This is a genomic window from Roseburia sp. AM16-25 (genome assembly GCF_003473825.1).
In the GTDB taxonomy this organism is placed as follows: Bacteria; Bacillota; Clostridia; order Lachnospirales; family Lachnospiraceae; genus Pararoseburia; species Pararoseburia lenta.
In genome coordinates, this window is sequence record NZ_QUCW01000003.1 from 494,109 (window position 1) to 515,911 (window position 21,803).

Here is a 21,803-nt window from a genome sequence, read left to right on the forward strand (position 1 = left end):
ACATGAAGCAGCATATCAAACTTTCTAAGACACAAGTCAACAAGGGAGTCTTGGATTTTTCACATTTACTGGATGCGCCTGCGGGCAAACATGGATTTTTGCAGATAAAAGATGACCATTTCTATTTTGAAGATGGTACACGAGCACGTTTTTTGGGGTTTAACATTGCAGCGAGATCCAACACACCGAGTCACGAACTGGCAGAAAAATTGGCAGACCACTTTGCAAGCATGGGAGTAAATATCATCCGCATGCATGCAGCAGATGCACCGATCGGTCAGGAGGAGTGCACCTGGAGCAGTTGTAAAGAGGCACCTCTCCTAAAATATAGTGAGGGGTCCAGCATAGAGTTTAACCCGGAAGGTCTGGATCGTTTTGATTATCTGGCAGCTAAATTAAAGGAAAAAGGCATTTATCTGCATTTTGATCTTCTGATTGCCCGCCAATTTCTAGCTGGAGACGGACTGGAATATCCGGGAGATATGGTTCCTTGTATCAAGTGTTTTCCTATGTTTAACCAGCGTCTGATCGATCTGCAAAGAGACTATGCAAAGAAGTTTCTTTGCCACGTCAATCCTTATACAGGGTTTGCCTATAAGGATGATCCGGCGGTAGCTGTCGTGCAGATGAATAATGAGGATTCGGCGATCAAAGGTATTGATGAAGTAGACCAGAATCCACAGTTATTGCCTTATATGGAAGAGGTACAAAGGCGCTTTAATTATTTCCTATTGATGAAGTATGACAACCGGGAAAAACTGGCAAGAGCATGGACCAGTGATGGAGTATGTGCCCTGCGCGAGGATGAGGATCCGGCAAAGAATACGGTTAAGATGGTGCGGGGATCTTTTTACCAGCCAACCAACAATGCATGGGATGACTGGGCAGGCGATGTCAGCCCGGCGCGTTATGCAGATTATATGGAATTTGGACTTTGGTCCAATCGACGTTTTTACCGGGAATATAAAAATTATCTGCTCTCTCTGGGAGTCAAAGTACCGATTGCTGCCAGCAATCTGATCGCGGGTGCCGCGGATGTCTATGGACATATTGACGGTGATTTCATGGAGAATAATACGTATTTTAATCACCCGATCCTGCCGGTCTATGGAAGGACATTTATGACGGGGCGGCCCTCGGAAAGTGTATCAGTGAATCCGCTCACGGTACAAAAATATATTGGACAGATGGCAACAACGCTTTTATCACTGGGATCTGTGTCCTGTGTCGAAGGGAAACCATTTATGATTACGGAATGGAATGATTATGGATTACATCCGTTCCGGTCGACTTCTTTTGTGCAGATGATCGCCTACGCTTGTTTGAATGATTGGGATGGTCTGATCCTCTATAATCATCATACATCGGACAAGGACAACCAACCGGATGATGAGATCCATGATGTCTTTGATTGCTATAATGACCCGGCAGTTATGTGCCAGTGGGGGTTCATGGCAAATGTGTTTTTGAAGGGATTGGTAGCCAAAAGCAATGTCAAAGTAGAGCAGGTCTTTTCCATGGAGGATTTGGAGACATTGCCAAATTGGTACGCCATGGTCAATCTGATCGCACCATATATTACCGGTCTGCGTGCGGCATTTGTGGAAAATGGGCATAAATATCGGGGAGATGCGGATCTTGCGATCAATGCGGGCTACTTTAATACTGCAGATTTATCTGAAGCAAAGCATGCTGTGCAGTTTGCATGGTCAAAGGATAGGGATGCTTTTCGAAGATTCCCGGATGACCAGCGACTTCCTAAGGCTAGTAAAGGCTGCATGGAAGAGGATGCCAAGATTTATCTGGACGAAAAAAATCTTGTCATTAGAGATATCCGTCAGATGGCAGGTATGGGAGATTATACAGAGTTTGCAGAGAAACTGGATCAGGCAATGAAGTGTTGGAAACTAATCCCGGAGGATACAGGTCTGGTGGATGGAAAATTGATTTCGGCAACAGGAGAGATCTGTTTCGATCCGGCATATGCAAGATTTGAGGTACATACACCGTATGCCGCATACTTTAGTGGTGCGCCAGAAGAAAATATTGTGCTGGATGATCGTATTCTGGTCAAGGCATGCAATGACCGAATCTCACTCTCCGTCATGCCGCTATATCAAGAGGAAAGGGACAAAATGAAGCTGGCAGATGCCAATGAATTTGTGATTTCTGCGTTTGGACGATGTGGCAATGATGATAACGTGATCTCAGACGGACCGGAGTATGCACCGGGTATCACGATGACTTGTATCACAATGAACGGAAAGTTATATGCGGAGACCTTAGAGGGAAGCATGATCATAAAGGCACAGAATAAGGCAGTCCTGGAGTTTTTAGATACTGAGGGCAATGTGATCTCTTCTGTGGAGAAAGCAGCGAAAAATGGTCAGGTTGTCTTTGACTTGCCGGGAAATGTAGCCAGTGTATTTTATCATCTGTGGATGGATTAGAAAGAGGTAATATATGGAAGATAAATTATATGAATTTTCGGAAGATGAAAAAGCCTGCGTGATCTATCAGCCCAAACTGCCACGCTATTGGTTTAATTATCTTTGGAGTGAGAAAGGCTACTGTGCGCAGATTTCCCAGAATGGGCATGGACGAAGTTATTACCTGAATGAGAAAGCGGATATGTGTATGCTGAATAATAATGATGCACGCTATGTTTATATCCGTGATGATGAGTCTATGCAGAGTTGGAATATAGGTGCGGCACCGCTCAATGAAGAAGTGGAAAATTTCAAATGCACGCATCATCTGGGATATACAGAGTTGTCTTCTCAGGTGGATCAGATCACATCTTGCTGGTGCCTGTATGTGCCGAAGGATGCTTATCACGAGGTTTGGCGGATACGCATAAAAAATGAGAGCCAGCGGACAAGAAAATTGAGTGTTTTTGAGGCGACCAGTTTTGAACTGGAAGGCTTTTCCTATCCCAGATATTATGAAAATTATCGATGCATGGAAACACATTTTGATAGGGATCTGAATGGGATTTACTGTTCTTCCGATCATCCTTTTGCTCCGCATAAGCGGTATAACGCATTCCTTGCCTCGTCGGAACCGGTCTTTGCTTTTGACGGAGATCTTTCAAAGTTTTGCGGCGGCGTAGGAACGATCACTAAGTTAGATGCGTCGGCATATGCACTTTTTCAACGTCCGGACATTGTTGTGAAGGGACTGGATTGCAGTAATTCCGAGGCGGCCTTATTTGTCCTAGGGGCAGTCCTGCAACATAAGATCGTCCTTGCGCCGGGTGAAAGTAAAGAAATTTATATGGTCATGGGAGTGAGCGAATCCGTAGAAGAAGCCATTTCTGTGGGCAGACAGTACAAAGAGAAAAAGGCTGTGGAGGACAGTCTGCAAAAGGCGATCGCCTATAATGTGGATAAGTACAGTTCCCTTATACTGGAAACCCCGGATGCAAAAGTGAACCATATCATGAAAGAGTGGATCAAAAAGCAGGTGGATTGCTGCATTGTCGGTAAGAAAGGAGTTCGAGACAATTTGCAGATTGCGGTAGGACTTTTGAATTACCGGCAGGAAAAGGCAAAAGAAGAGATCTTAGAATGTTTACGCCATCAGTTTCAGAATGGTCATGCTGTCTTGACATGGTATCCATATGATGATACCCGCTATTCGGATCAGCCGTTCTGGATCATATGGGCAGTGTGCGAACTGCTCAAGGAAACGGGGGATCTTTCTCTCCTGGAACAAAAGATCTCTTGGCAGGATGGCGGTCAGGCAACGGTCATGGAGCATCTGCGCGCAGCGGTATCCTGTCTGATCCGTGATAAAGGAAAGCACGGTCTGGTCAAGATCTATTTTGCAGATTGGAACGATGCCTTAAATATCACGACCGATCCGGAGGCAGAAAGCGTGATGCTGTCGGAACAGTTCTGTATGGCACTGCTGGAGATGGAAGCCTTGATGCATTATATCGGCAATGAGGAATATGCCGTCTTTTTGCGACAGGAATATGAAAAATTGGCACAGGCGATCAACACCTATGCGTGGGATGGCAAATGGTATATGCGTGCCCTCAGTCAGGTGGAAAATATTGGTTCAAAGGATAGCGATGGGAGCAAGATTTATCTCAACGCGCAGACATGGGCGGTGCTGGCAGAGATTGTACCGCCGGAGCGTATGGCAGATGTGGTTGCTTCCGTGGATGGCATGGAAGGAGATTTCGGCTTTCCACTGAATATGCCAGCCTATGAAAAATATTCACCAAATGTAGGGCGTATGTCCGGTATGCTTCCGGGCTTGTTTGAAAATGGCGGTGTATATTGCCATGCGACCAGTTTTAAGATTTTTATGGATTGTAAATTGGGACGCGCCAATAAGGCAATCCGTACTTTGAAAAAGATCATGCCGGATAGTGAGCAAAACCCATCCAGCAATTCCGGGGCAGAACCATATGTGTTTACAAATTGCTACGCTACGCACCCGGGATATTATGGAAAATCCTACTGGTCATGGACGACAGGTACATCGGCATGGGCTTTGCGCAGTATTTATGAAGGAATCATGGGTTTACAGAGAACTTACGAAGGTTTAAGGATCGCACCGTGTTTTCCGTCAGATTGGAATGAGGCGACGGTAGTGCGGCATTTCCGCGATGCAGATTATCGGATCTGCATCCATAATCCTATGCATCTGGAGCAGGGAGTAGCACATATTCTTATGGATGGCCAGGAGATTACAGGCAATATCCTTCCGGATATGCAGGACAACAAGGTGCATGATGTACAGGTTACCCTGTGCGGAAAATGATATTTACAATCAGAAAATGAAAAACATAATACATAGAATGATGCCTATGATAAAGTATAAGCAGAAACAAGGAGGAAGGTTCTATGGCAAAAACAAAATCTAAATCGGCGACGTATAACCCGAAAAACACATGGAAATATGATCTGAAGAAAAATGGAGTGCTTTATCTGATCTTCTTGATCCCATTTACATTTCTCTTGATCTTCAAATATATTCCGATGGTGGGGATTTTGATGGCATTTCAGGATTATAAAGTCGCGAAAGGCTTATTCGACAGTCCGTGGGTCGGACTGGATAAATTTCAGGAACTGTTTGCGGGGGCACAATTTGGTTATGCTTTTCGCAACACGGTCTATATGGCACTATTGAATCTGACATTGGGATTTATCATTCCGGTTATCCTGGGACTTCTGATCAGTCAGGTCAGAAATAAAAGAAGATCCCGTGTGGTACAGACCATCACATATATGCCATATTTTGTTGCACCGGTCGTTGTGTGTACTTTGGCAAAGGAGTTTTTAAAAGAAGGTGGAGCCATCACCATGTTCCTGACTATGTTTGGACTTCCAAACCAGAACTGGCTGGCAGTCAATTCACCGGTGTTCTGGTTCATTAACTGTTTCCTTGGCATTTGGCAGGGGGCAGGCTATGGAGCTATTGTTTACATAGCAGCCATCAATGGCATTGACCAGAATCTCTATGAAGCAGCCTGTATTGATGGAGCAAGCAGATGGCAGCGCTTATGGAATATCACAATCCCAAGTATTGTGCCACTGGTTGTTATGATGTTTACCATGCAGATTGGATTGGTATTTATGACAGGATTTGATAAGGTATTGCTTTTGTATATGCCGACAACTTATGAATTTTCAGATTGCCTGAGTACATACACCTATCGAATGGCATTTTCTTCAGGAAATGACTTTAGTTTATCAACAGCATCCGGTTTGTTGCAGTCTATTATCGGAACCCTGTTACTGATCTTTGGTAACAAAATGTCTGAAAAAGCAACGAAAATGTCGCTGTTCTAAGGAGGAATGAGAGATGGCTAGAAAACCGAAATACAAAGAAGGAATGGTCGTACACCCGAGCCTTGGAGAGAGGGTAGCAGACGTCATTATCGGGATTATCTTATTGGCTTGCATGGCATTGGCAATTATTCCGATGTGGCATACCCTGATGGCGTCTTTGTCCGATGGCAATTTACTCCTGGCACACAACGGAGTCTTATGGAAATGGGTAACAGCGGACGGAAAACCAAACTGGGACGGATATATTAAGACTTTATCTTATGATGATATGGCGATTATCAAGAGTTATGCCTATACCATTTTATATGTGGTGGGCAATGTCCTGGTCGGTTTGGTATTAAATGTGATCGCAGCTTATGTGATCTATCGTAAGCCAAAGGCATCCGGGATTATGATGCTCTTTATCATTATTTCCCTTATGTTTAATGGTGGAACGGTACCGACCTATATGGTCATCCGGAATCTGGGGATGACCGGAACCGTATGGTCTATGATCCTGCCGGACTGTACCAATGCCATGTTTATCATTTTGACCCTGAATGCATTCAAACAGGTGCCAAAATCAACGATCGAAGCAGCCGAGTTGGACGGGGCAGGACATTTTACCATCATGTTCCGTATTCTGCTTCCGCAGGCTATGGGACTGGTAACGGTAACCATGATCAACACAGCGATCATTTCTTGGAATGCATGGTTCAATGCAATGCTTTATGTTCCAAGTGATAAGAATTTGTGGCCTTTACAATTGTGGATCAAGCAGATCGTGGCAGATAATGCGACACTTACTACAGCAACATCACCGGATTGGAACCGTTATCTGGTATCTTACTGTGTGATCATCATTGCCACTTTGCCGGTACTTATCGCAATGCCATTTGCACAAAAACAGTTACAAAAAGGATCTCTGATGGGAGCCGTGAAAGAATAAAGGATAGGAAAATATGATTAAAATTAGTGATATTACGATCGACTATCGTTCTTTATTGGAAAGGAAGGATACCATTTATTATACGGATCAGTCAAAGCCAGTGCTTGGATTTTGCATGGAAAGTGATGAACAAAAGATTCGTGTAGAGAAGGCATGTATTTCCTTAAATGGATGGCAGGAGGAAATAGACGAAATCGCCTATGTTATCTATGGGGGAGAAGAACTCCTGCCGATGCAGACATATACGATCCGTGTGCAGGTAAAAACGACAGACGGTAACCATACAGAAGCCCATGCGACCTTTGAAACAGGTCGCATGGAGCTACCTTGGAAGGGGAATTGGATCACGGATCCATCGATCATTAATACGTCACCCTTATCACCGAGACCTCTGGAATTTCGCAAAAAGATCATTTTGCAAAAGCCGGTAAGATCCTTGAAAGTTATGGCAACAGCCATAGGGATCTATGATCTGTATTGGGATGGAAAACGGATCAATACAGAATACTTTGCACCGGGATTTACGGATTATGATCATCATTTACAATATGGTATCTACCCATTGGAAAATATCCAGCCGGGCACTTATGAGTTGCGGGCGATCGTCGCCGCTGGCTGGGCAGTGGGACGGTCTACCTATATACAGGATACCAATAAGAGCAGATCTCTTTTGATGGCAGACAGGCAGGCTTTTTTATCTGACGTTTTTGTGGAATACATGGATGGAACAAGTGAATGTGTCGGTACCGATGCGTCCTTTGAAGTGGCGCAAAGCGGGACATACCTTTTTGCAGATTTCTATGATGGTGAGATTTATGAGGCAGATCCAAGCCGTGCTGTCTACGCATGGAAAAAGGCAGAAAACACACAGTTGAAAGAAAAACCAACTATTCAGGTTCGCTATGGAGAGCCTGTTTTGGGACATGAGATCTTTGCGGGAAAGTATATCGGACAGACCAGGGATGGAGAATTTTTATATGACTTTGGACAGAATTTAGCAGGAGTCATAAGAATGACGGTGCAGGCAAAAGCAGGAGATGTCATTACCATCCGTCATGCGGAAGTTCTGGATGGTGATGATCTTTATGTGCAAAATCTTCGTTCTGCCAAGCAGATCATAGAATATCACTGCAAGGATGGAGAACAGACATATTCGCCGCGTTTTACCTATATGGGATTTCGTTATATTGCTGTCAAAGGCATCCGGCCGGAACAGATGCAGATAGAGGTACAGGCGGTTTATTCCGATCTTCTGGGAGATGGCGGTTTTTCCTGTTCCAATGAGGATCTGAACCAATTACAGAACAATATCGTATGGAGCGGAAAAAGTAACTTGGTGGATATTCCGACAGATTGTCCGCAACGCGATGAGCGGCAGGGCTGGACAGGAGATATTGCTTTGTTTGCTTCTACCGCATGTTTTAATTTTGCCATGGATCACTTTTTGATGAAATGGCTGAAGGACATGAAGGCAGAGCAGGGAAAAACGGGATCCATTCCTTTTGTTGTTCCCGTTAGAAAAGGTATCACACCGAGCATGACGACCAGTTGCTGGGGAGATGCCTGTATTATCGTTCCATACGAATTGTATCGCTATAGTGGAAATGTGCGGATTTTGGAAGAAATGTATCCGGTCATGAAAAAATACATGAAGGATGTCCGCAGGTGGGCTAATATGGGGCTTCTTGCCAACAAGACACCTTATGTATTTTCCCTCCCATTTCAATTTGGTGACTGGTGTGCACCTTATGGCAGCCTGCCGGACTGGCTTGCAAAAGGAAAATGGACGGGAACTGCCTATTATGCGCATGCCTGTGATTATATGGAAAAAATTGCACGGATTCTGGGAAAAGACCGGGATGCGGATGAATACCGGAGATTAGGCGAGAAAGTAGCAGACACTTATATAGATAAGTTTATGCAGGGCAAGGGGCAAATGCCGGACACGGAGGCTTTTCAGACGGGCTATGTCTTGCCTTTATATTTTTCCTTGGCAAAGGCTGAGAAGGTCAATCAGACAATGGTAGAAGAACTGTGGAAGTGTATCCAGGCGGATGGTGGACATCTGAAGACAGGATTTACGGCAACACCTTATTTATTGTTTGCGCTTGCGGATCATGGTTATGTAAAAGAGGCATACAAACTTTTACTGGAGGACACCAATCCGTCATGGCTATATCAGATCCGAAAAGGTGCCACAACGACATGGGAGCAGTGGGACATTATTACAGAATCCGGTGAGATAAAAGAAGGATCCATGAACCATTATGCATATGGCGCTGTCGGAGATTTTCTCTACCGCAGGGTGTGCGGTCTGGAAGCCGAGGAGGCAGGCTATCGCCGGTTCCGGGTACAACCATTGGTGGGCGGCGATCTTACTTTTGCTGAATGCTGGCACAGGTGCCCTTATGGGATCATCCGTGTGCGCTGGGAAAAGCGGGAGGATGATCTGTATGATCTGCAAGTGCAGGTTCCGGTGGGGACAAGTTGTCGGGTGGTACTGGCAAATAAAGAAATTGAGATGGTGGAGAACGGAAATTATGAGTTTACATGGAAAGAATAAAATTTATTTGGATGAAACGAGATCTGTAGAAGAAAGGGCAAAAGACCTGCTTTTGGATATGTCGCTGGAAGAAAAGATGGCACAGGTCAACTGTGTTTTCCCATTCGATAAAAAAGCCATGGATCTTGCATGGATCGCTGAGAGAGTGCCTTATGGTATCGGCGAGGTCAGTACCTTGGAAATGCGGCGCATACCGACCTTACAAGGCGCGGCGCAGTGGGTAAAAGATGTGCAGACGCTGGTTATGGAAAAGAGCCCGCATCATATTCCTGCGATTTTTCACATGGAGGGACTTTGCGGAGCTTTTATCCAGGAGGCGACCAGTTTTCCGTCCGGTATTGCCAGAGGGGCATCTTTTGATCCGGATCTGGAAGAACAAATAGGATCTTGTGTAGCCGAGCAGGAATTGGCTTGTGGTATTACCCATATTCTGGCGCCGGTTCTGGATATATCTAGGGATTCCCGCATGGGTCGGCAGGGAGAAAGTTATGGAGAGGATCCTGCTCTTGCAAGTGCCATGGGGGTAGCCTATACCAAAGGAATTCAGGAAGCAAGTGTAGATGGCAGACAGGCGGAAAGTGTGGCGAAGCACTTTTTGGCATTTCATAACTCGCAAGGTGGAATCCATGGAACCCATAGTGATACACCCGAAAGACTTTTACAGGAAATATATGGAAAACCTTTTCAGGCGGCGATCAAGGAAGCTGGATTAAGAGGAATCATGCCTTGCTATTGCTCCATTGATGGAGAGCCGGCTTCTCTTTCCCATAAACTTTTGACAGACTTGTTGCGGGAACAGATGGGATTTGATGGTCTGTGCATCAGTGATTATGGTGGCATAGAAAATAGCCATAATTATCAGCGTATTGGTGAAAGTATGGCAGATGCAGGGGAGATGGCACTGGCTGCCGGTATGGATGTGGAAATGCCAAGTCCTGCCGGTTATGGCAAGGAATTACAGGAAAGATTTGCAAATCAGGCATTGGATATTGGCGTGTTAGATCAGGCGGTATATCGTGTCCTTTGTGCCAAGTTTCGCATGGGTTTGTTTGAACATCCTTACCCGTTTATGGATGACAAACTGGAAAATGTTTATCGGAAGGCGGATAAAGGAAAGCAGCTGACCAGACAGTCAGCCATGGAATCCATGACACTGCTCAAGAACGACGGTATTTTACCTTTACGTAAAGATAAGATAAAAAAGATCGCTGTGATTGGTCCCCATGCGGATAATGCGCGTATGTTCTTTGGCGGTTATACGCACATATCTATGATGGAATCTATTTATGCGGTGGCGAACAGTATTGCAGGGGTTGCCGGGATTGAAAATACGACCGGTAAGACTATTCCAACGGTTCCGGGGACTGATATCCAGTTGGATCAGGGGGAAGAGTATGATGCTATTTTGCGTACCCAGAAACCGGACTGTCCGTCTCTTTTGGAATATTTGAAAGCGTATGCACCATCCTGCGAGATCGTATATGCCAAGGGCTATGATATTGCCGGTCAGGATCAATCAGGATTTGATGAGGCATTGCAGATAATCGGGCAGGCAGATCTGGCAATTCTTACTCTGGGAGGAAAATACGGCACCTGCTCTCTGGCATCTATGGGAGAAGGTGTGGATGCAACAGATATCAATCTTCCGGAGTGTCAGGATGCATTTATTGAACAGGCAGCGGAAATAGGCAAGCCGCTTGTGGGTGTCCATATCTTTGGTAGACCGATTTCTTCTGATATAGCCGATGAAAAATTGCATGCTATCCTTGAGGCATGGAATGGTGCTGAGTGTGGTGCGGAGGCGATTGTGCAGACCTTGTTTGGTGAGAATGATCCGGCGGGACGTTTGCCGGTATCGGTAGCATATAAAAGCGGACAGATCCCTATTTATTACAATCATCCGTGGGGGTCTGCGGAGTCACAGAGTGGCAGTATCGGCTTTGCAAATTATGTGGATATGTCGCATAGTCCGCGCTATCCGTTTGGACATGGCTTAAGTTATGCAGAGTTTTATTATCGGGATCTGCATATAGAAAATAGAGAAGTAGATACCATGGGCGACATTGTATGTAGTTTTTTCTTAAAAAATGTGTCAGACTGTGCAGGTGATGAAGTGGTGCAGATTTATGTATCAGATCGATTTGCATCCCGTACCAGACCGGTCATGGAATTGGCAGCCTTTGAGCGTATTCCTTTGCAACCGCATGAAGAAAAGGAGATTATCTGTCACATTTCGCCGTCTCAACTTGCATTTTTAGATAAGGATATGAAGTGGAAGATAGAAAAGGGTGATATTGATCTTTTGATCGGAGCCTCCAGCAAAGATATCCGTCTGAAGGATAGCATCCGGATCACAGAAAATGCATGGATTGATGGCAGAGACAGAAGTTTCTATGGAAAGGTAGAGGTCAAATGAGAGTATATTGTAATCCGGTAAATGTACCCTATGCTTATCAGTTTAAAAAGGATCCACGGGATCGGTATAAAATGACAGTCAACCGGGAGGCGGCAGATCCTTCGATGGTTATGTTTCAAGGCAAATATTATCTGTTTGCTTCTATGACAGGTTCGGTGTGGGTCTCTGAGGACATGGCGCATTGGGATAGTTATCCTTTGCCAGAAAATATGCCAATTTATGACTATGCACCGGATGTGCGTGCCATAGGTGAGTATCTGTATTTTACGGCATCTAGCCGGGATGTAAAGTGTAGTTTTTATCGCACCAAGGATCCGATCCATGGGCCGTATGAAGAAATACCGGGCTATATGGATTATTGGGATCCGAACCTGTTCCAGGATGATGATGGCAGACTCTATTTTTACTGGGGATGCGCAAATGCGACACCTATCTGGGGGATAGAGTTGGATCCTGCGACCATGGAACCTATGGGCCAGAAAAAAGATTTGATCTTTGGTGACCCATATCATATTGGTTATGAGCGCTTTGGGGAAGATCATTGTGAAGAACCAAAGAGTCAGGCTGAGATTGATGCCCTATTTCAGGAATTTTTAGATCAATGCGGAGAAGATGCAGATAAGATCCCGGAAGCCAACAAGGCGATGATACGGGCAACCTATGCCGGAATGCCTTATATCGAGGGTGCATGGATGACAAAGCATGCCGGAAAATATTATTTACAATATGCTTGTCCGGGAGCGGAATTCAATGTTTATGCGGATGGGGTCTATGTGGCGGATGCACCGTTGGGACCTTTTCATTTAGCAGAGAATAATCCATTTTCGTATAAGCCGGGTGGCTTCCTGCCGGGAGCCGGACATGGATCTACCATGCAGGATCGCCGGGGTCAGTGGTGGCATACGGCAACCATGCGTATTAGTAAGAATCATGTATTTGAAAGACGAGTAGGCATTTGGCCGGCAGGCTTTGATGATGTGGGAAATCTCTATTGCAACCAAAGATACGGTGATTGGCCTTATATTATAGAAGATATAGAAAAGGATCCATGGGCAGATCCGAGGTGGTATCTGCTCAGTTACCGGGCGAAGGTGACTTCCTCCGGGTGTGAAAAGGGACATGAGGCGGCATTGGTTGTGGACGAAAATGTGCAGACATGGTGGAAAGCAAAAGAACTGGATGCAGAACCTTGGTTGTGTCTGGATCTGGAGACCTGTGATCATGTGCATGTGGTGCAGATCAATTTTGCTGATGATATGGAAAACAGGATAGACTGTCCGGGAAGTCTGGTGGCAGGACCCGATATGGAACGTTATATAGACTGCAATATACATCCGACAAGATGGCTCTTAGAGGGATCTGCGGATGGCAGGGACTGGACGGTTTTGGTGGATAAGCGGCAAGCCCAGACAGACCTTCCGCATGATTATGTGGTATTTGAAGATGGCATAGATCTGCGTTTTATCAAATTGACGATCATAGATGTGCCTTATCATGTTTTGCCGAGTGTCTCAGGAATACGGGTCTTTGGAAACGGGGATGGTAAACGACCGGAGATGGCGAGGGCTCAGGTAGAACAAACCGATGCAAGAGATATGGTAGTATCTGCTGTTTCAGATGAAAGCGTTTGTGGATATAACATTTTATGGGGGCATGCACCGGGAAAACTTTATCATAGTTGTATGGTTATGGGAGCATGTCAGGCATATAAAGTGGGAGCACTCGTAGAGGGGCAGTCCTATTATGTAAGAGTGGATGCTTTTAACAAAAATGGCATTACGCATGGAAAAGAAATTTGCCTTCCTATGGTATGATAGTAAAAACGTTATACACAGGAGGACATAGAATGCATCCAATTTATTTTGTGAGACATGGAGAGAGTGAATGGAATGTTGCAGACCGTATCTGCGGGCAGACGGATGTAGCCTTGACAGACCTGGGGCATGCGCAGGCAATTGCGACCGGGCAAAAGATCGCCAAAGCGGGAATTGCCATCGATGAGATCCTGTATTCGCCGCTGAGCCGGGCTGCGGAGACGGCGCGGCATATTTCGGAGATGACAGGCGTGCCTATGCGCATGGAACCGCGTCTGGTGGAACAGAATTTCGGCAAATGGGAAGGAACTTCGCCAAGAAATGCTGCGGACTTCTTTGAGGCAAAAAAGCAGTTTGTATGCCGCCACGAGGGCGGGGAGTCTATGCTGCAGTTAGCCCAGCGCATTTACAATCTTTTGGATGAATTGGGCAAAGAGGCGGATAAGACCTATATGCTCGTTGCTCACAATGGCATTGCCCGCGTGGTCTGTTCGTATTTTCACGATATGACAAATGAGGAGTATGCCTCATATGGTGTGAAAAATTGCAGCCTGACAAGATTTGATTTTGACTAAGGCTTTATTTTGGCATGGTCGAGGGCATCCTCGATCGCCATCATAAGGACCTCGGTCGTGTACTGGTTGTTGGCTTCGTATGTAATATTGTCCAGAGACTGTGACTCATAGATCTGCTGGCTGATGTTACTTAGCGCCGGCTGCATGAGTGGGTACATGGTTGCAACGGACTCCTCCAGATTGACAAAGGAAATGTCATTGATATGGTTGGAATCGACGACGACCTGGACTTCGATGGCACTGTCGTTCATGGTAAATCCGGCAGTATATACGCCGGGCATGTAGATGGTTTCCTGCACAGGCTCCGGTTTCTCGTGGCTGGAAAACATCCAGCATAAGAGAATGACAAGCAGTACGCCAAGACCGGCAAATACCGCAGTATATATTAATTCTTTTAGATGAAATACGACGATTTTGGTTTTCTTGCTCACGATAATTCCCCCAGTTTTCGGTGTCTAGTAGAGTATATGAAAAAAAGTTAAAAAAATTCTTATTTTTTTGTTGACAAACTATAGGGGGTTATATATAATAATTTTTGTCGTCACGGAGATGACACAACATAATAAATGCGACAGTGGCTCAGTTGGTAGAGCACCTCCTTGCCAAGGAGGAAGTCGCGGGTTCGAGTCCCGTCTGTCGCTCTTGTATGAGGAACGAATTTGATTCGTTCCTTTTTTGCGTAATAAGGAGATTGTTAAGACAAAGAAAAACCATCTCGCCCCGATTAGTGCGGTCGCGAAGATGGTTTTTCTTATATTATGGTAACTTATATTTTACTCATCAGTAAACATATAGACTTCCCCTGCTGTGGATAGGGTCAGATCATCGGTGTTTGTGATCATGCCCATGTCGATCATCGCCTGCAGGGTATGGGTGCAGTCCGGTGTCGGGTGGATATATAAATGTGCGGTCATATCTCCATTTGCGGCAACGGCTTCCTTGGTCTCCTCAGCGACCGCCATTTTGGATACCGGAGACAGGGCGCCGGTGACGCTAACGTAGTTTGTAAATAAACTTAAGGAAGAACGACCGGTGTAGTAGAAGGAATACTTGGTGCGGTCCAACAGGATCGGTTCCGGGGATCTTAGGACAAGAGCGAAGGAATCCGAGTAGCATGGCGCGCTGGCGTCCAGATCTGTGATCTTGTAGTTGCCTTCCTTAATATCCTGCACAAATGCCTCATAGAGATTTTGCAACTGGGCATTCGTGTAAGTCTTTTCTTCAGATCCATCGTCCGGGGCGTCAAAAGGATAAAAAGTCACATCCTCTGCCTGAAGTTCTGCATAGTTTTTTGAAATACCATGGGTCAAGATGGCATCCTTGTCGTTAAAGAGTGACAGGAGTTTTTGACAGGTATTCTGATATGCTTCGGACTTGCCGGCATAATCCGGCAGACGGTAAGAACGGCTCAGTGAACTGCCGTCTTTTAAATGGTAGGAAATATCCAAAAATCCATAAGGCTCGCTGCAATGTCTGGAATAATCTAAAAGTTCTTCTTTTTCATTTATGATCTCTTTGTGGATCGAAATGAAATCCGCAATCTCATCGGCATCTGTAAGAGCATAGGTGGTTTCTCCCATCGTCATGTCTACTTCAAAAACATCGGATGCTGTCGGAACCTGCCTTTCGATACCAAATACATCAAAACGCACGCAGAGCAAGAAGGCGAAAATGACGCCGGTGTAAATGCAGCAGTATTTCATGTACCGCCTTTTCCATACATGTCTGGTTCGGTCGATCAGCATCTGTATTATGAAATAAAGGATCACACCGATGCCGAGACATAGGATCATGATGCTGATAAAAAATACCGTCTCATTCTCGGAAAGGAGATTGGTTAAGGCATAACCGATGCCGACGGTTGCCAACAATGAGGCGAAAAAGGTCATACCCAGTGTAAATACCGGTTTCATAAATGGCACTGCGATAAAATCACCACAGGTTTCCAAGGCTTTATGCTGGTAAAGCAGGTAAGCGAGTCCGGCAAGCCCAATGCCGACTAAGGCATAGACCAGCAGGGTAGGCAGAGCCTCCGGCAGGATATGATAGATCCGGTAGGTGGCATCATTGATATAAATTCCGGTATGATGCGGCAGATAGGCTGACGGCGTCATACAGAGCAGTTTGTTCCGGTAAATATCCGAAGAATAAACACCGAAACAAAGGAAGGATAAAAGCACGCGGATCACGACCTCAGCCGCCATAAACATAAAATTGAAGATCCAGTAGAAGATGAAATTTGTAATTAACTGTCCACTGATCATGGCGGTAAACAGGGCTATGCCTAAAAAGCATAGATCATAAGCAATCATGCAAAGCATCCAATACCATGGAATCCATACCAGACTTCCGGCACCAAAGACAAGATAGAGGATGGTATTGATCAGGGTTACTGCCAGTTGCGGCAGGAGAGTAAGCGTCAAAATAGAAGCAATACCGGTTGAAAACATGATCTTACGGTTGACCGGGAAAGCATGCATCATGTTGCAGGACCGTCTTTGGTATAAATAGGAAAAGACAGCCAAGGTCACTAAGATCATGTAAATAGCAACAAAGATTGGTACATTTCTGTTCATCACCCCTTCATACAAATCCTGATGTGTTTTTAGGGTCTGGATATAGGCGTCCGGGGACTTTTGCATATTCAGGCGGTTTACGAGCATATTGCAGGACATACTGATAAAAAGAAATGCAAAGTAAAGAAGCGGAAAAGCCACAAAGCGAGTCAGATTTTTCTTGTATATGGTCTTGTTAAAAAAGGATGTTTTTGACTTCATAATGTTCTCCTTCCATTTCATAGATAAAGATTTCTTCCAGGCTCAGAGGAAGAACATCTAAAAGCAGTGGATGCAAGGCTGCCATTTTTTCCTGCGCCTCCCGTGGCTGACCTTTTAAGATCAGGGTAGAAACACGCCCGTTGGTCACGGAATGTAAAACCTGCAGTCCCTCCGGGATCGGTGGAAGATCGCCGTCAAAGGCAACCTGCACTTTGGTGACACTGCTCTGTAAATTGTCTAAAGAGCGTTCCAATATGATATGGCCATGGCTTAGGATGCCGATGTGATCGCAGACGTCTTCCAACTCACGCAGATTGTGTGAGGAGACGAGTACGGTCGTTCCACGATCAGCAACTTCGCCCATGATCAGGCTCCAGATCTGTCGGCGCATGACCGGATCCAAGCCATCGACCGGTTCATCCAAAACGAGCAGGGCAGGATGGATGGACAGAGCCAGAACAAATGCCACCTGCTTGATGGTACCCTTGGAAAAAGACCGGATAGGTTTCTTGAGGTTTAACATAGGAAAACACTTGCAGATCTTATAAAAATACTGCTCGTCAAAACTTGGATATAAGCCCTTGTAGTAATGCATCATATCAAGCGTGGTCGCCTGTGCAAAATAAAAGATCTCATCTGGGATGTAGGCAATTTTTTCTTTGATAGACGCATTTTCCCGGATGTTTTCACCGTCAATGAGGATCTCGCCTTCGTCTGGGCGGTAGGCACCGACGATATGACGGATGATAGTGGACTTTCCGGCACCGTTGGGACCGACCAGACCATAGATGGCACCCTTAGGTACATGCATCTGCAAATGGTCGAGGGCTTGTGTGCCATGGAAAGATTTGGAAACATTATTGATCTGAATCATCTTTGCCACCTCCTTTTGCCAGCACTTCAATGCGTTCTTTTAATTGCTCCTTGTCTTCGCTTAAGAAGAGAAGTTCTTTTACGATCTCGTCAAATTTTTTTAGCAATTCGTCATTCCTCCCGGCTGAAATATCTTTTCTGTCTGCAGCAAAACTGCCACGGCCTGTGATCGTGTAGATGTAACCCTCCTGTTCCAATTCACGGAACGCCTTGGCGATGGTGTTGGGATTGATCGCCAACTGGCTTGCAAGTTCGCGCACGGAGGGAAGTTTTTCATCGGTAGCAATCGCTCCGGTGATCACGAGACGCTTTAAGCCATCCTTGATCTGTTCGTAGATGGGCTTGGAGTCCCGATAGTTTAGTTGAATCATAAAAGGAATCACCACCTTTACCATTTCTGAAACTGTATTAGTTGTACTAGTACACTTATAACACGCTTTGCTAGGATATGTCAATAGCCTGTGAAAAATGCATAAAAAAACACTTCACAACATGAATTTGTGAAGTGCCTGTATGTCTTGTATCAATATGTATATGAACTAGTCTTGCAAAGAAGAAAGATACTCTGTCAGATCTGAGGTATCTACACTGTAATAAGTAGGGGTTTCAGCCTTTTTCTCCTCGTATTTTGTGTGTGCAGAAAATCCTGCCCATACAACGATAGCGACTGCCACAACAATACCGCCTACAGCAAGAAGGATGTGTTCCATCTTTTGCTTTTTGAGGATCTTCTTACGGTTGTGTTTCTGTTCTTTGCGTAAGTCAACTTTTTCCTGGCTCATTCTGTCTTACTCCTTCGATTAATTTCTTCTATAAATATAATCCTTTTTGCGACAAAAGGCAACTTCTTTTGTTGCGCTCCTGGGATAAATTCGCTACAATAAATAATAATATGGCATTGCTATACATTGATTGAAATGATATATGATTTGACATAAAGATGGGAGGAAATGACAAGTGAGTCTAGCAGATCAGATTTTTGTAGATATGTGCAATGATATCATAACGAATGGCATCAGCACGGAGGGAGAAAAGGTGCGCCCGAAATGGGAGGACGGCACCAGCGCTTATACGATCAAGAAGTTTGGTGTCGTGAACCGCTATGATCTGTCAAAGGAATTTCCGGCTATCACACTTCGTAGAACAGCCATCAAAAGTTGTACCAATGAGATGCTCTGGATCTGGCAGAAAAAGTCCAACAATATTCATGACCTCAAGAGTAGTGTCTGGGATGAATGGGCAGATGAGACAGGCTCGATCGGCAAGGCTTATGGTTATCAGATGGGGGTAAAGCATAAGTATAAAGAAGGTATGATGGATCAGGTAGACCGCGTGATTTATGATCTGAAAAACAATCCTTTTTCACGTCGTATCATGACAAATATTTATGTACATCAGGATCTGTCAGAGATGCATTTATATCCTTGTGCATATTCGATGACATTTAACGTGACGACAAGACCGGGAACAGACAAATTGGTTTTAAATGCAATTTTAAACCAGCGTTCACAGGATGTTTTGGCAGCCAACAACTGGAATGTATGTCAGTATGCTGTGCTTATGCATATGTTGGCACAGGTGTGTGATATGGAAGTGGGAGAACTTGTACATGTGATCGCAGATGCACATATTTATGACAGACATATTCCACTCGTGCAGGAACTGATTACCAGAGAGCAGCATCCGGCACCAAAGTTCTGGCTGAATCCGGAGATCAAGGATTTTTATGCCTTTACCGAGGATGACATCCGTTTAGATGATTATGTTACCGGACCACAGATTAAGAACATACCGATTGCAGTATAAGGAGTAGATATATGAACATCATCGCATCAGCAGACAATAATTGGGCTATTGGCAAGAACAATGAACTTTTGATCCGTATCCCGCAGGATATGAAGCGTTTCCGTCAGATGACAACAGGAAATGTCGTTGTCATGGGACGAAAGACTTTAGAGAGTTTTCCAAATCAGGCACCCCTCAAAGACCGCATCAATATTGTATTGACGGCAAATCCAAATTATGAGGTCAAAGGAGCTGTGATCGTACATTCCATGGACGAATTGCAGGAAGAATTGCAAAAATATAATTCCGAGGATATTTATGTGATCGGTGGAGACAGTATTTACCGGCAGATGCTGGATCTTTGCGATACAGCCTATATCACAAAAATCGATTATGCCTATGAAGCCGACGCACATTTGCCAAATCTGGAAAAAGATCCGGCATGGTCGATGACTGAGGAGAGCGAGGAGCAGACTTACTTTGATGTAATCTACACCTATCAGATATATAAGAGAGGTTGATCATAATATGGACATCACGGGAAGAAAATTATTTGTAAAAGCATTACAGGAAGAAGGCGTAGATACTATTTTTGCTTATCCGGGCGGAATGGTAACCGATATTGTGGATGAGTTGTACAAGCAGGATTCAATCCATGTTGTTTTGCCTCGCCATGAGCAGGCGCTGATCCATGAGGCAGAAGGATACGCTAGAGCAACAGGACGCGTCGGTGTATGTCTGGTGACCAGTGGACCGGGGGCAACCAATACGATTACCGGTATCGCAGATGCACATTACGACAGTATTCCGCTTGTCATCTTTACCGGTCAGGTGCCGCAGAGCCTGATCGGAAACGATGCCTTTCAGGAAGTTGATATCGTTGGTATGACGAGAAGCATTGTAAAATATGGTGTGACCGTGCGTGACCGCAAGGATCTGGGCAAGATCATAAAGATGGCATTTCAGATCGCAAGTTCCGGCAAGCCGGGTCCGGTATTGATCGATATCCCAAAGGATATCCAGACCCAGAACGGACCGGCAGGATATCCGGATCATGTGGATATCCGCGGCTACAAGCCAAATGAGACCGTACATATCGGGCAGTTGAAAAAGGCATACAAGATCTTGAAATCAGCCAAGCAGCCTTTGCTTTTAGCAGGCGGCGGTGTTAATATCTCAGGGGCACAGGAACTTTTGACGACCTTTGCGGAAAAGATGCATATACCGGTTGTCACGACCGTTATGGGCAAGGGAGCCATCCCAACAGACCATCCTCTATATGTGGGGAACAGCGGTATGCATGGCAGATATGCCGCAAATATGGCGGTCAGCGAATGCGATGTTCTCTTCTCGGTTGGCACAAGATTCAACGACAGGATCACGGGCGATCTGAACGAATTTGCACCAAAGGCAAAGATCGTACATCTGGATATTGATGCATCTTCTATTTCACGAAATGTCGTTGTGGATGTGCCGGTCGTTTCGGATGCCAAGATCGCGCTGGAACGTCTGGTGGAATGGGCAGAAGCCAAGAATACGGACAAGTGGCTGGCAAAGATTGGCATGTGGCAGGAAGAAAATCCGCTGGAAATGCGACGAGACCATGGACTTTCGCCACAGATGATCATGGAAGCCATCAACGATACTTTCCCACAGGGAATTGTCGTGACGGATGTCGGACAGCACCAGATGTGGGCAACGCAGTATATTACCATGCCGAGAGGCAAGCAGATGATCACTTCCGGTGGTCTCGGAACGATGGGGTTTGGTTTCCCGGCAGCAGTGGGCGCCAAGATCGGAGCACCGGACAAGGATGTTGTCTGTATTACGGGAGACGGCGGCATGCAGATGAACATGCAGGAAATGGCGACCGCTATTTGCGAAAAAGTGCCACTGACCATCTGTATTTTGAATAATAATTATCTGGGCATGGTGCGCCAGATGCAGCAGTTGTTCTATGGCAAGCGTTATGAGATCACCTGTCTGCGCCGACAGATCGGATGTCCGGACGGTTGCAAGGGACCGAATGAAGCGTGCCCGCCATATGTCCCGGATTTTGTGAAATGGGCTGAGAGTTATGGGGCGCATGGACAGCGCGTGACTTCTTTGGAGGAGGCAAAAGCGGCGCTGGCTGAGGCAAAAGAGCGGACAGATGCACCTACGGTGATAGAGTTTATGATTGCAACAGAGGAGATTGTTCTTCCTATGGTAAAGAGCGGTAATCCTATGAGCGAAATGATTTTGAAGTAGGAGGTGTCAGATATG

General features: G+C 45.4%; 16 protein-coding genes and 1 tRNA gene. 12 read left to right on the forward strand and 5 right to left on the reverse strand.

Annotated features, from left to right (window positions below; translation table 11 throughout):
* The first annotated feature begins 2 nt into the window (after positions 1-2).
* From DW183_RS09495 to DW183_RS09530, 8 genes are all read left to right on the forward strand, one after another.
* Positions 3-2,450, forward strand: coding sequence for a hypothetical protein (locus tag DW183_RS09495; RefSeq protein WP_243069555.1), 2,448 nt, complete (start codon positions 3-5; stop codon positions 2,448-2,450).
* 13 nt (positions 2,451-2,463) lie between these two features.
* On the forward strand, positions 2,464-4,776 hold the full coding sequence (locus tag DW183_RS09500) for a GH36-type glycosyl hydrolase domain-containing protein (protein ID WP_118281760.1): 2,313 nt from the start codon (positions 2,464-2,466) through the stop codon (positions 4,774-4,776).
* A gap of 83 nt (positions 4,777-4,859) precedes the next feature.
* A complete protein-coding gene (locus DW183_RS09505) occupies positions 4,860-5,807 on the forward strand; it encodes an ABC transporter permease (protein ID WP_118281761.1) in 948 nt (315 codons plus the stop codon).
* 13 nt (positions 5,808-5,820) lie between these two features.
* The gene (locus tag DW183_RS09510; RefSeq protein WP_118281762.1) at positions 5,821-6,735 is read left to right on the forward strand and encodes a carbohydrate ABC transporter permease; all 915 of its coding nucleotides are present in this window, start codon (positions 5,821-5,823) and stop codon (positions 6,733-6,735) included.
* Between the two features lie 13 nt (positions 6,736-6,748).
* A complete protein-coding gene (locus tag DW183_RS09515) occupies positions 6,749-9,298 on the forward strand; it encodes an alpha-L-rhamnosidase (RefSeq protein WP_118281763.1) in 2,550 nt (849 codons plus the stop codon).
* Positions 9,276-11,714 (forward strand): glycoside hydrolase family 3 N-terminal domain-containing protein, encoded by a 2,439-nt coding sequence (locus DW183_RS09520; protein ID WP_118281764.1) that lies wholly within the window; start codon positions 9,276-9,278, stop codon positions 11,712-11,714. Before DW183_RS09515 ends, DW183_RS09520 begins: the two co-directional genes overlap by 23 nt.
* Complete coding sequence (locus DW183_RS09525) at positions 11,711-13,528, forward strand: family 43 glycosylhydrolase (protein ID WP_118281765.1); 1,818 nt, start codon at positions 11,711-11,713, stop codon at positions 13,526-13,528. Before DW183_RS09520 ends, DW183_RS09525 begins: the two co-directional genes overlap by 4 nt.
* Positions 13,529-13,560: 32 nt before the next feature.
* Positions 13,561-14,103 carry a histidine phosphatase family protein gene (locus DW183_RS09530; protein WP_118281766.1) on the forward strand — a complete coding sequence of 181 codons (543 nt, stop codon included), beginning with the start codon at positions 13,561-13,563 and terminating at the stop codon, positions 14,101-14,103.
* On the opposite strand, the gene DW183_RS09535 is transcribed toward DW183_RS09530, so the two are convergent.
* A complete protein-coding gene (locus DW183_RS09535) occupies positions 14,100-14,534 on the reverse strand; it encodes an FMN-binding protein (protein WP_118281767.1) in 435 nt (144 codons plus the stop codon). The genes DW183_RS09530 and DW183_RS09535 overlap by 4 nt on opposite strands.
* A 137-nt stretch (positions 14,535-14,671) precedes the next feature.
* On the opposite strand from DW183_RS09535, the gene DW183_RS09540 reads away from it, so the two are divergent.
* Positions 14,672-14,744 (forward strand) — tRNA-Gly (locus tag DW183_RS09540).
* 132 nt (positions 14,745-14,876) lie between these two features.
* On the opposite strand, the gene DW183_RS09545 is transcribed toward DW183_RS09540, so the two are convergent.
* From DW183_RS09545 to DW183_RS09560, 4 genes are all read right to left on the reverse strand, one after another.
* Positions 14,877-16,880, reverse strand: a complete 2,004-nt coding sequence (locus DW183_RS09545) for a hypothetical protein (protein ID WP_118281768.1) — start codon at positions 16,878-16,880, stop codon at positions 14,877-14,879.
* Positions 16,855-17,754: an ABC transporter ATP-binding protein gene (locus tag DW183_RS09550; RefSeq protein WP_118281769.1), complete on the reverse strand. Its 900-nt coding sequence runs from the start codon at positions 17,752-17,754 to the stop codon at positions 16,855-16,857. Before DW183_RS09550 ends, DW183_RS09545 begins: the two co-directional genes overlap by 26 nt.
* Positions 17,738-18,124, reverse strand: a complete 387-nt coding sequence (locus tag DW183_RS09555; RefSeq protein ID WP_118281770.1) for a GntR family transcriptional regulator — start codon at positions 18,122-18,124, stop codon at positions 17,738-17,740. Before DW183_RS09555 ends, DW183_RS09550 begins: the two co-directional genes overlap by 17 nt.
* Before the next feature lie 168 nt (positions 18,125-18,292).
* On the reverse strand, positions 18,293-18,535 hold the full coding sequence (locus DW183_RS09560; RefSeq protein WP_118281771.1) for a hypothetical protein: 243 nt from the start codon (positions 18,533-18,535) through the stop codon (positions 18,293-18,295).
* 175 nt (positions 18,536-18,710) lie between these two features.
* On the opposite strand from DW183_RS09560, the gene thyA reads away from it, so the two are divergent.
* From thyA to ilvB, 3 genes are read left to right on the forward strand one after another with little or no spacing between them, the layout of a single operon-like run.
* Positions 18,711-19,559: a thymidylate synthase gene (gene thyA / locus DW183_RS09565; RefSeq protein ID WP_118281772.1), complete on the forward strand. Its 849-nt coding sequence runs from the start codon at positions 18,711-18,713 to the stop codon at positions 19,557-19,559.
* Between the two features lie 11 nt (positions 19,560-19,570).
* On the forward strand, positions 19,571-20,059 hold the full coding sequence (locus DW183_RS09570; protein WP_118281773.1) for a dihydrofolate reductase: 489 nt from the start codon (positions 19,571-19,573) through the stop codon (positions 20,057-20,059).
* 7 nt (positions 20,060-20,066) lie between these two features.
* Complete coding sequence (ilvB, locus tag DW183_RS09575; RefSeq protein WP_118281774.1) at positions 20,067-21,788, forward strand: biosynthetic-type acetolactate synthase large subunit; 1,722 nt, start codon at positions 20,067-20,069, stop codon at positions 21,786-21,788.
* The last annotated feature ends 15 nt before the right edge of the window (positions 21,789-21,803 follow it).